Origin of the sequence: Aeromonas sp. QDB30 (assembly GCF_027707645.1) — a bacterium.
GTDB lineage: Bacteria > Pseudomonadota > Gammaproteobacteria > Enterobacterales > Aeromonadaceae > Aeromonas > Aeromonas caviae.
Map to the genome: position 1 here is coordinate 24571 of NZ_JAPCIY010000045.1, position 9594 is coordinate 34164.

Here is a 9594-nt window from a genome sequence, read left to right on the forward strand (position 1 = left end):
AGGCGAGCCGTCCCAAAAGTGCGGCTCCCCGTGCCCCTGGCCGCGCCCTATTGCGCCCGAGAGAGGGCGGTGCAGGCTGCGGGGCTGGCGAAGCGGCCGTAGATGACGCGCAGCCGAGCCCCCAGCATCAGGGCGGCGGAGGTGAGACCGACGATGAAGCCTATCCAGAAGCCCTGCGGGCCCATGCGCGGTACCACCCAGTCGGTCAGCCCCAGGATCATGCCGGTGGGCAGACCCAGCCCCCAATAGGCGACGATGGTGACGTAGAAGATGGCCTGGGTGTCCTTGTAACCGCGCAGAGCCGCCGCGGCCACCACCTGCACCGAGTCGGAGATCTGGTAGATGGCGGCGAAGAAGAGCAGGGTGGCGGCGAGGCCGATCACCTGCAGGTCGTCGGTGTAGATCCCCGCGATGGGGTCGCGCAGCAGCACGGTGAGGGCGGCGGTCGCGGCGGCGACGCCCATGCCCAGCATCAGGCCGGTGCGGGCGGCGACCCTGGCCTGATCCGGTTGACCTTCCCCTATGTTGTGACCGACCCGGATGGTCACGCCGACACCGATGGAGAGGGGCAGCATGAAGACCAGGCTGGAGAAGTTGAGCGCAATCTGGTGACTCGCCACCGTCTCCGCGCCGAAGGGGGCCAGCATCAGGGCCACCACGGTAAACAGGGTCACCTCGCAGAAGATGGCCATGGCGATGGGAAACCCCAAGCGGAACAGGCGCCAGATCCGGCTGCCGTTGGGGCGTGCCAGCTGGGCGAACAGGTTGATGCGCTTGAAGTGGGCAGAGCACTTCACATAGACGATCATCGCCAGCAGCATGGCCCAGAGCACGATGGCAGTGGCCACGCCGCAGCCGACGCCGCCGAGTTTCGGCATACCGAAGTGGCCGTGAATGAAGATGTAGTTGGCGGGGATGTTGACCGCGAGTCCCACGAAACCGATCACCATGGTCGGCATGGTGTGGGAGAGCCCCTCACTGAAGTTGCGCAGCACCTGGAACATCACGAAGGCGGGCAGGCCCCACAGGATGGCGTGCAGGTAGCCGGCAGTCTTGGCCGCCATGACGGGATCCACGTCCATGAATTGCAGTGCCAGGGGGCTGAAATAGAGTGCCACCATGGCGATGGGCGTGACGATGAGGGCGAGCCAGAAGCCCTGGTGCACGGCGGGGCGCACCTCGTCCTGCTTGCGAGCGCCGTTGAGCTGGGAAACGATGGGGGTGAGGGCCATGATGATGCCCTGCACCAGCAAGATGATCGGCAACCAGAAGCTGGACGCCACCGACACGGCGGCAAGATCCACGGCGCTCACCTGTCCCGCCATCACGGTATCGACGAAGTTCATGGCGATCTGGGCCACCTGGGCGACCAGAATGGGGCTGGCTAGACGAACGAGCTGCTTCGCCTCGGACCAATAACGTTGCACTGACACCTCCGAGTGGATCAGATAAAAGAGAAAGAGCGGGCAAGAGAGATGGGCTTTTGCCTCCTCGTCCTGAGGAGACAAGATGCGGGGGTGTCATTCTAGCCTGAAAAACCGCCAACGGGGAAGGTCGGCGGCAGATTTGTAGCCGGGATCAGGCGTCTTCGTGATCGCTGATCAGCAGGTTGGCCGCGGCATAGGCCGCCTGCTCGCGCAGATCCGCCGGTACCCGCTCGTCGGAGGCCACGGCGTTGAGCGCCCGTATGCTGGCGGCAATGGCCTGGGGCACATAACCCTGCTCACCGGAGCCAATCTGGTTGTAGGCGATGCGAATGGCTTCACAGCATTGATATACCTGCATTTTTGTTTCCTCGTTCAGTCTGGATTGATTGGGGTCACTATAGCGATCGCGCTTCTCCTTGTCAGCCGGCACCCTTGTCTTGCAAGGTGGCCGGGGGTAACCTGCCGACAATTTTCACAGCCTGGAGAGACTCATGTTCACCGGCATCGTACAAGGGACCGCCGAACTGGTGGCCATCGATTCACTGCCCAATTTTCGCACCCACGTGATCCGCATGCCGAGCCCGGCCTGGGGCGAGGGGCTGGCCCTGGGGGCCTCGGTGGCCCACAACGGCTGCTGCCTGACCGTCACCCGGGTGGAGGGGGATCTGGTCAGCTTCGATCTGATGCAGGAGACTCTGCGCCTCACCAACCTTGGGCAACTGGTGGTGGGTGACAAGGTCAACGTGGAGCGGGCCGCCCGCTTTGGGGACGAGATTGGCGGCCATGCCATGTCCGGCCATATCATGGGGACGGCCGAGGTGACCTCGGTCATCGACACCCCCAACAACCGCCAGGTGTGGTATCGCCTCGATCCTGCGCTTATGAAGTACGTGCTGACCAAGGGCTACATCGGCATCGACGGCATCAGCCTCACCGTGGGCGAGGTGCGCGCCAGGGAGTTCTGCGTCAACCTGATCCCCGAGACCCTGGCCCGGACCAACCTGGGCTGGGTCAAGGCCGGCTGGCGGACCAACATCGAGATAGACCCCCAGACCCAGGCCATCGTCGACACGGTGGAGCGGGTGCTGGCGGCGCGCCAGTAACCACCTGAGCGCTGCCCCCAGGGTTCGAAGAGGAGGGCGGCATCACGGGAAAGGCGCCCTCTTGTGGAAGAGGCGCCGCCCCAGAGCCTTGGAGACTTCTCTATGTTTGTCGTGACATTGACCTATGTGAAACCGCTGGCGGAGATCGATGCCCTGATCCCGGCCCACATTGCGTGGCTGGAGCGGCAATATGCCGCAGGCCATTTTCTGGCGTCCGGGCGTCGGGTACCCCGAGTCGGGGGCGTCATACTGGCGCAGGGCGTGAGCCGAGACGCCTTGGAGGCGATGCTGGCAGAGGATCCCTTCAAGCAGGCAGAGGCGGCCGATTATCAGGTGGTGGAGTTTGTTCCGACCATGACGTCGGCGAAGGCGGCGTGCTTGAGGGAGGCGTGATCCAGCCTGACGATGGCACCAGAACAAACGGGACCCACAGGGTCCCGTTTGTTTTTATCTGTGTCTGGACAAGGGAATTCAGAACAGCTGCTCGTCGTCGGCATCCACGAAGAGTTGCAGGCAGTCGCGGGCTTCATCCCGGTGCAGCCGCAGGTGGATGGGGTTGCAGCAGGCCATGCAATCTTCGTAGAACTCCTGATCCCCCTGGCTGGCATCCAGCTCGACCCGGGTGTGGTGGCCGCAGTGGGGGCAGACGATACGCTTGCTGGTGTACTCGATCATGGTGACCTCCTCGGGCCCGTGGGCCGTCTCTGTGCTCCTGCTGATTCTAGTCGCCACAAGGCGGCGCAACCGCGAGCAAGCGCACGTTTATGAGCGGGCTCAAGCGAGGCAGGAGGTCAGTCCGCCAGGGTGTTGCCTACTTGACCCAGCCGGCCAGCATCTCTGTGTTCAGCTCGGCAAGAGAGCGCAACTCGTGGTTGGCGATGGCCAGACGGGGATCGCCGACCAGCGCCGGGTCCGGCACGATCAGCGCCGTCATGGAGGCTGCCTTGGCCGCCAGCAGGCCGGTGAAGCTGTCCTCAATGGCGAGACAGTGCACAGGCTCGACGCCGAGCTTCTCGGCGGCGTGGATATAGACATCCGGGTGGGGTTTGCCAAAGCGCTCCACCTCGGCGGAGTGGACCGCCATGAAACGGTCCTGGATGCCGAGTTTGCCGAGCACCGCCTCGACCATGGCAAACGGTGAGGAGGTGGCGAGCCCGATCTTGAGCCCTTGGGCCTCGATGAGGTCGAGGGCTTCCAGCACCCCGGCCTTGGGCTGTCCCTCTTGCAGGATGAGCGCGATCACCTGATCCAGGATGCGCTGTACTACCTCTTCCTGGCTGGGGCTGCTCCAGGGGCGGATCCGGTACCAGTGGGCCACCAGCTGATCGATGCGCACCCCTATGGTGGAGTTGCAGTCCTCCTCGGTGTGGAAGTGGCCCAGTTCGGCGAAGACGGCCATCTGTGCCCGTTGCCAGAAGGGTTCCGAGTCGATCAGAACACCATCCATATCGAAGATCACGGCAGTTAACATCTTGTACTCCTGACATAGGTGAAGGGGGGATTATAAGCCCGGTGCTTCAATGGGAAAGGGGCAGTCACCTGCCCCTTGCGCCGGATCACGCAGATAAACGTTTGTTTTTGCGTGGTAAAGCGGATTGCCTAGAACAGTACCTCGACTTGGGCTGCCACCGTCTTGGCCTGCTCCACGGCTTCCTGGCAATCCTGCCCACGGGCGAGCGCCACCCCGAGGCGACGACGACCGACGATCTCCGGCTTGCCAAAGAGACGCAACTGGGCACCGGGCACCAGGGCCAGTGCCTCGCCAATCCCCTGATAGCGGATATCCTGGCTGTGGCCTTCCCGCAGCACCACGGCAGAGGCGCTCGGGCCGTACTGGGTGATGGTGCCGACGGGCAGCCCCAGGATGGCGCGCACGTGCAGGGCGAACTCGGAGAGATCCTGGGAGATCAGGGTCACCATGCCGGTGTCGTGGGGGCGGGGGGAGACTTCGCTGAACCACACCTCGTCACCCCTGATGAAGAGCTCGACCCCGAACAGACCGTAGCCGCCAAGGGCTTCGACCACCTTGGCCGCCACCTCCTTGGAGCGGGCCAGGGCCAGCTCGCTCATGGCCTGGGGCTGCCAGGATTCGCGGTAGTCGCCATCCTCCTGACGATGGCCGATAGGCTCGCAGAAGTGGATGCCATCGACGGCGCGCACCGTGAGCAGGGTGATCTCGTACTCGAAAGGAACGAAGCCTTCGACAATCACCTTGCCACGACCGGCACGGCCCCCCTCCTGGGCATAGGTCCAGCTTTCATCCAGCCTGGCGAGGTCGCGCAGCAGGCTCTGCCCCTTGCCGGAGGAGCTCATCACCGGTTTTACCACGCAGGGCAAGCCGATGGCCTCGACGGAGGCCACAAACTCCTCCTTGCTCTGGGCAAAGCGGTAGGCAGAGGTGGGCAGTCCCAGGGTTTCGGCGGCGAGGCGACGGATCCCCTCCCGGTTCATGGTGAGCTGGGTGGCGCGGGCATTGGGCACCACCTTGACCCCTTCCTGCTCGAGGGCGGCCAGGGTGTCGGTGGCGATGGCTTCAATCTCGGGGATGATGAGGTCGGGCTTGACCTCGGCCACCAGGGCGCGCAGGGCGGCACCATCCAGCATGTCCAGCACGCGGGCCTGGTGGGCCACCTGCATGGCGGGGGCGTTGGCATAGCGGTCGGCGGCGATCACCTCGATACCGAGCCGCTGCAGCTCGATGGCGACCTCCTTGCCGAGTTCGCCTGATCCCAGCAGCAGGGCGCGGGTCGCAGTGGGGCGGGTGGCGGTTCCAAACATCTGATCTCTCCTGAGGTCGGTGGTCAGCAGGGCTGATCCGGGTGAGCAAAAAAAGAGGCACGCATGGCGTACCTCAGGAAGTGGGTGGGTGGGCGCGCTGCTCCAGATGGGTGAGCAGGGTGATGGCGCCGATGATGATGGCCGCCCCCAGCCACAAGCGACCGGGGGGCGCCCAGCCAAATACCAGCCAGCCGGCCAGCACGTTCATGGGCAGCTTGGCAAAATCGAAAGGTTGCACGAAGGAGGCCTCCGCCACGCTGTAGGCGCGGGCGATGGACATCTGGGCCAGTGCCGACAGTACGCCCGAGGCGGCCACCAGCAGCCACTGGGTTTCGCTCGGCCACTGCCATTCAGGGATCGCCAGCATGGCGTTGAACGGGGTGCTGAAGACGAGCAGGTAGACGACGATGGTGTGGGACGACTCGCTGGCCGCCTGATAGCGCACCAGCAAGGAGTAGCCTGCCCAGAAGAGGGCGGCCGCCACCGGCAGCAGGGAGGCCAGGGTGAAGTCGTCGGTCCAGGGAGCCAGGATCAGCATGGCGCCCACAAACCCCGCCAGGGTCGCGAGAATGCGGGCCCGGCTCACTTGCTCTTTGAGAAAGAGGGCTGATCCCAGGGTGGCAAACAGGGGGGAGGTCATCAAGAGCGCGATCCCCTGCCAGATGGGGACGGGGACCGCCAGGGCCCAGAGCCAGAACTGGATGCCGGTCACCGCCAGGGCGACCCGCAGCAGGTGCAGGCGCAGCTGGTTCGTCATCAGGGACTGGCGCAGACCGTGGCGCACCAGCCAGGGCAGCAGGCAGACCAGGGCGATCAGATATTGGTGAAAGGCGACCTGGGTCGAGGGGAGGCCGAGCGTGAAGCTGACATACTGGCTCAGGCTGTTGACGGCGGCGAAGCAGAGGCCTGCCACCATCATCCAGACGGCGCCGGCAAAGGGGGAGTGCCTGCGGGAGGAGGTCATGAGATCCGGATCACGTACAAAAAGTGCGGCGGATCATAACGGCAATCGTTTGTCATGCCAAGGGTGCGGAGTTTGATGAGCCCCTCTCTGCCGAGGAAATGCACAGACATCAAATTTTTTGAATGACTTGAGCATCTATTTTCGCTATCAGGCTTTAATGCCAGTCTTTATAGTGACCTCCATCGACAGCCTGGCTGTTCAATTGACAATCAAATGGAGTTTCACCATGGCCAATATCCTCGTTCTGAAGTCCAGCATCCTGGGCCAGTATTCCCAATCCAACGCCCTGATCGACGGCTACCTGGCCGAGCGCCAGGGTGACACCATCCAGGTACGCGATCTGGCGACCCTGAACCTGCCGGTGCTGGACGGCGAGCTGGCCATGGGCCTGCGTGGTGGCGAGAACCTGAACGAGCGTCAGCAAGCGGTGCTGGCCCAGTCCGACGAGCTGGTCGCCGAGCTCAAGGCGAGCGATCTGGTGATCATCGCGGCCCCCATGTACAACTTCAACATCCCGACCCAGCTGAAAAACTGGATCGATCTGGTGGCCCGTGCCGGCGTGACCTTCCGTTACACCGAGACCGGTCCGGTCGGCCTGGTGGAGAACACCCGCGCCCTGGTGGTCAGCCCCCGTGGCGGCATGCACGTGGGCAATGCCACCGACCTGGTGACCCCCTACATGCGTACCGTGCTGGGCTTCATCGGCATCACCGAAGTGGACTTCATCTATGCCGAAGGCATGGGCATGGGTCCGGAGGCGCAAGCCAAGGGGATCGAGCAGGCCAAGGAGCAGCTGGAAACCCTGGCTTACTGATGCGACTCGGGGCCTCCACAGTATCCTGAAACAACAACGCAGCCCTCGGGCTGCGTTGTTGTTTTTGGGCAGTCATCGCGCTCTGGTGTCGTTATTCGCGCAGGAAGTGGCGGCAGCCGCTGCCGACCATCAGAAAGACCGCCACGAGGGAGGCCAGCAGCAGGGTGGTGAGCCACTGCTCGGCGCTGGTGGGGACCTGGGGAAGGAAGAGGCTGATCACCAGCAATGTGCAGAGGGTGATCAGGCTGGTTGGTCGAATGAGGCGCATCATGGGTCATCCTTGGCTGCGGGTGGTGAACAAGAGGCTAACCGCGGTCTGTGACAACAAGATGTATCCATACCTCTTGCGAACATCAACGGACCGGGTAGCCACCACCTTAGCAGCTTTTGCCGACGGAGCCAGCGGCATGGGTCGGGTTGTGATCCGGATCCCTATCTGAACTGCTTCTGATCTTCCTGATAGTGGAAATCGCCGCTGGCCAGCCTGGCGACCAGGGCCTCCTTGTCGAGATCCTGCGCCCGGCAAAGATCATCGAGATCCTCGTAGTGATCACGCAGCTGCATGTTGACCAGGCTCAGCAGCATGTTGACATCCATGGTGGCAAAGTTGTTTAGCTTCATGAGGGTTGCTCGTTGTCCAGCAGGTGAAGTTGTTCGATGGCATCGCTGACGCTCTGCAGGTGCAGGCGAATGCTCTGACGCGCCTCGGCCGGTAGATAGTCGGTGAGGGTGTGCTGCCAGCTTCCCGCCTCCGTCTTGAGCTGCTGGAACAGGGTGAGCCCCGCCGGGGTGAAGGAGACCAGGCTGATGCGCTTGTCCTGCACGCTGTTCTCGGTGAACAGGATGCCTTTCTCCACCAGACGATGGATCTCGCGGGAGATCCGTACCTTGTCCATGCCGCTCGCCTCCACCAGTTCCTTCTGGCTGATGGGGTAGTGGGGGCCGAGCACCATCATCAGGCGCCACTGGGGCACGGTGAGTTGGTACCGCTGCTGATAAAACTGTTCAAAGGTATCGCGCACCATCTCAGCGGCGTGAACCAGCTGATAAGGAGGGTAGTGCGCGAGCAGCTCAATGATCTTCGACATATGACATCCTGCTGTGGCGGCTGCATCGGGTGCAGTTTCTCTTGATACTTTGGCCTTGATGATACGTAACACAGGGGCATTTGTCTGACCAGTCACCAGAAAAATGTGCGTTTGCGCACGTGTTCTGTCATCGAATCGGCAATTGGGGTCTCAACTGGCCTGCTTGCCCGCACTCTTTCGCAGCCATATCAAGGCGTTGTGGGTCAGCCAGGCCTCGCGACTCTGCAAGGCGTAGAGCGCCGCCTCGTCACGGCTGCCTCCCTGCCAGCGGCGAGGCTCCTGCTTGGGCAAGCGGCGCTGGCCCAGCAAAGTGGCGGGCACATGGGGATTGACCTCCATTGCCGCCGCCAGATGAGGGCGCGCCGCCGCTTCCCCTTCGCAGACAAAGCTCATCAAGGCCTTGTTGTAAAGCAGCCAGCAGGAGGCTTCATCAAAGCGCACCAGCAGTTGTTGCAGGGCATCCCATTCCCCTTGCCAGGCATAGAGGGTGGAGAGGGGGTGGCGGCAAGCGGGCTCGTCGGCGCGACAGAGGGCGAGCAGGGCCAGGTACTCATCCCGTGCCTGCCCAAGCTGCCCAAGTCGCAGCAGGCAATCGGCTCGACCGGCCCTGGCCGCGATCAGAGGGCGTGCCTCGGGGACCTGCCAGCCATGGCCCGCGTGGGCTTGCCAGAATGCCTCATCGAACAGGAGGTTGGCATCGGCAATGATGCGCTCGAACCAGCCAAGGCGAGCGAGGGGATCGCGGCTCTCTGCCGCCAGCTCGAACCACTGCTGCCACTGGCGAGTCTGCTCGTTGTCCAGGGACGGGCTCTCTTCAGGCTCGGCCTCGTAGTGATCCTGGCCGAGCAGGAGGTTGAGGGCCGTCTTCATCTGCTGGCGTTGACGCTTGCAAAAATCGAGGAAGGGGGGCTCGCTGGCCGTAGCCTGGTGCAGCATCATGGCCATGGGCTTGTCGCGAAACAGGCAGAGCTCGGCCACCAGGCTGAAGCGATGGCGGGTCGCCGGATCGTTCAGGTCGGTCGGCGCCGGCCAGCAGGCTACCCCCTGACTGAAGCCATAGCTCCATTAGCCCAGAGGATGGCGCTTGTCAAACACCTGCTCCGGGTTGTCGGTAGAGAGGCGACACTGGCTCGGCAGGGCCAGCTGCGCGTCGTCGGCCTGGGCTTCCAGCTCGGCGATCAGGTGATGCAGCGCCTCGGCACTCTTCTCGTCCAGCGCCGCATCATGAGGCAGCAGGCCGGCCAGCGGATCTTGCCAGTCGGGGGCTACGGGCCCCGCCAGACGGGCGCACAGGAAGCCGTGCAGGGCGGGGTAACTCATCTCCTGCTGGCTGTGGGTCTGGATCCATCTTAAATGCGAAAGGGGACTCCCTCCGACGTAGGTGGGAGGGGAATTTCGCCGGGGCGTCAGCCCCGCTGGT

Annotated in this window: 12 protein-coding genes and 1 pseudogene; 3 read left to right on the forward strand and 10 right to left on the reverse strand. The window is 63.4% G+C overall.

What is annotated here, in order from left to right:
* Positions 1-47 precede the first annotated feature (47 nt).
* Both PG896_RS13870 and PG896_RS13875 read right to left on the reverse strand, forming a co-directional pair.
* A complete protein-coding gene (locus PG896_RS13870) occupies positions 48-1427 on the reverse strand; it encodes an MATE family efflux transporter (protein ID WP_029314480.1) in 1380 nt (459 codons plus the stop codon).
* A gap of 151 nt (positions 1428-1578) precedes the next feature.
* Positions 1579-1785, reverse strand: a complete 207-nt coding sequence (locus PG896_RS13875) for a YaeP family protein (protein ID WP_010674629.1) — start codon at positions 1783-1785, stop codon at positions 1579-1581.
* Positions 1786-1918: 133 nt separating this feature from the next.
* Here PG896_RS13875 and PG896_RS13880 point away from each other — a divergent pair, with 133 nt between their 5' ends.
* Positions 1919-2530: a riboflavin synthase subunit alpha gene (locus PG896_RS13880; protein WP_201921835.1), complete on the forward strand. Its 612-nt coding sequence runs from the start codon at positions 1919-1921 to the stop codon at positions 2528-2530.
* Positions 2531-2632: 102 nt separating this feature from the next.
* Positions 2633-2923 carry a YciI family protein gene (locus tag PG896_RS13885; protein ID WP_029314482.1) on the forward strand — a complete coding sequence of 97 codons (291 nt, stop codon included), beginning with the start codon at positions 2633-2635 and terminating at the stop codon, positions 2921-2923.
* Between the two features lie 78 nt (positions 2924-3001).
* Here the strand turns inward: PG896_RS13885 and PG896_RS13890 are convergent, their stop codons facing one another.
* The 4 genes from PG896_RS13890 to PG896_RS13905 form a co-directional block, all read right to left on the reverse strand.
* Entirely contained in the window at positions 3002-3205 is a 204-nt protein-coding gene (locus tag PG896_RS13890; protein WP_005336871.1) for a CPXCG motif-containing cysteine-rich protein, read from the reverse strand.
* A 136-nt stretch (positions 3206-3341) separates the two neighbouring features.
* On the reverse strand, positions 3342-4001 hold the full coding sequence (gene hxpB, locus PG896_RS13895; protein WP_043155976.1) for a hexitol phosphatase HxpB: 660 nt from the start codon (positions 3999-4001) through the stop codon (positions 3342-3344).
* 128 nt (positions 4002-4129) lie between these two features.
* On the reverse strand, positions 4130-5308 hold the full coding sequence (purT, locus tag PG896_RS13900) for a formate-dependent phosphoribosylglycinamide formyltransferase (protein WP_270835813.1): 1179 nt from the start codon (positions 5306-5308) through the stop codon (positions 4130-4132).
* Positions 5309-5381: 73 nt separating this feature from the next.
* Positions 5382-6272, reverse strand: coding sequence for a DMT family transporter (locus PG896_RS13905; RefSeq protein WP_041211382.1), 891 nt, complete (start codon positions 6270-6272; stop codon positions 5382-5384).
* A 226-nt stretch (positions 6273-6498) separates the two neighbouring features.
* On the opposite strand from PG896_RS13905, the gene PG896_RS13910 reads away from it, so the two are divergent.
* Positions 6499-7086: an FMN-dependent NADH-azoreductase gene (locus PG896_RS13910; RefSeq protein ID WP_010674635.1), complete on the forward strand. Its 588-nt coding sequence runs from the start codon at positions 6499-6501 to the stop codon at positions 7084-7086.
* A 91-nt stretch (positions 7087-7177) separates the two neighbouring features.
* Here PG896_RS13910 and PG896_RS13915 read toward each other — a convergent pair whose 3' ends face one another.
* From PG896_RS13915 to PG896_RS13930, 4 genes and pseudogenes are all read right to left on the reverse strand, one after another.
* Positions 7178-7357, reverse strand: coding sequence for a hypothetical protein (locus tag PG896_RS13915; RefSeq protein ID WP_049636389.1), 180 nt, complete (start codon positions 7355-7357; stop codon positions 7178-7180).
* A gap of 161 nt (positions 7358-7518) precedes the next feature.
* Positions 7519-7707 carry a DUF4250 domain-containing protein gene (locus PG896_RS13920; RefSeq protein ID WP_043155974.1) on the reverse strand — a complete coding sequence of 63 codons (189 nt, stop codon included), beginning with the start codon at positions 7705-7707 and terminating at the stop codon, positions 7519-7521.
* Complete coding sequence (locus PG896_RS13925; protein WP_010674639.1) at positions 7704-8174, reverse strand: MarR family winged helix-turn-helix transcriptional regulator; 471 nt, start codon at positions 8172-8174, stop codon at positions 7704-7706. Before PG896_RS13925 ends, PG896_RS13920 begins: the two co-directional genes overlap by 4 nt.
* Before the next feature lie 150 nt (positions 8175-8324).
* Positions 8325-9494, reverse strand: a pseudogene (locus tag PG896_RS13930) (UPF0149 family protein).
* Positions 9495-9594: the final 100 nt, after the last annotated feature.

Coding starts and splice junctions, on each gene's coding strand:
- PG896_RS13875 (WP_010674629.1), bottom strand. CDS start 1,785: ATGCAGGTATATCAATGCTGTGAAGCCATTCGCATCGCCTACAACCAG.
- PG896_RS13880 (WP_201921835.1), top strand. CDS start 1,919: ATGTTCACCGGCATCGTACAAGGGACCGCCGAACTGGTGGCCATCGAT.
- PG896_RS13885 (WP_029314482.1), top strand. CDS start 2,633: ATGTTTGTCGTGACATTGACCTATGTGAAACCGCTGGCGGAGATCGAT.
- PG896_RS13890 (WP_005336871.1), bottom strand. CDS start 3,205: ATGATCGAGTACACCAGCAAGCGTATCGTCTGCCCCCACTGCGGCCAC.
- hxpB (WP_043155976.1), bottom strand. CDS start 4,001: ATGTTAACTGCCGTGATCTTCGATATGGATGGTGTTCTGATCGACTCG.
- purT (WP_270835813.1), bottom strand. CDS start 5,308: ATGTTTGGAACCGCCACCCGCCCCACTGCGACCCGCGCCCTGCTGCTG.
- PG896_RS13905 (WP_041211382.1), bottom strand. CDS start 6,272: ATGACCTCCTCCCGCAGGCACTCCCCCTTTGCCGGCGCCGTCTGGATG.
- PG896_RS13910 (WP_010674635.1), top strand. CDS start 6,499: ATGGCCAATATCCTCGTTCTGAAGTCCAGCATCCTGGGCCAGTATTCC.
- PG896_RS13915 (WP_049636389.1), bottom strand. CDS start 7,357: ATGATGCGCCTCATTCGACCAACCAGCCTGATCACCCTCTGCACATTG.
- PG896_RS13920 (WP_043155974.1), bottom strand. CDS start 7,707: ATGAAGCTAAACAACTTTGCCACCATGGATGTCAACATGCTGCTGAGC.
- PG896_RS13925 (WP_010674639.1), bottom strand. CDS start 8,174: ATGTCGAAGATCATTGAGCTGCTCGCGCACTACCCTCCTTATCAGCTG.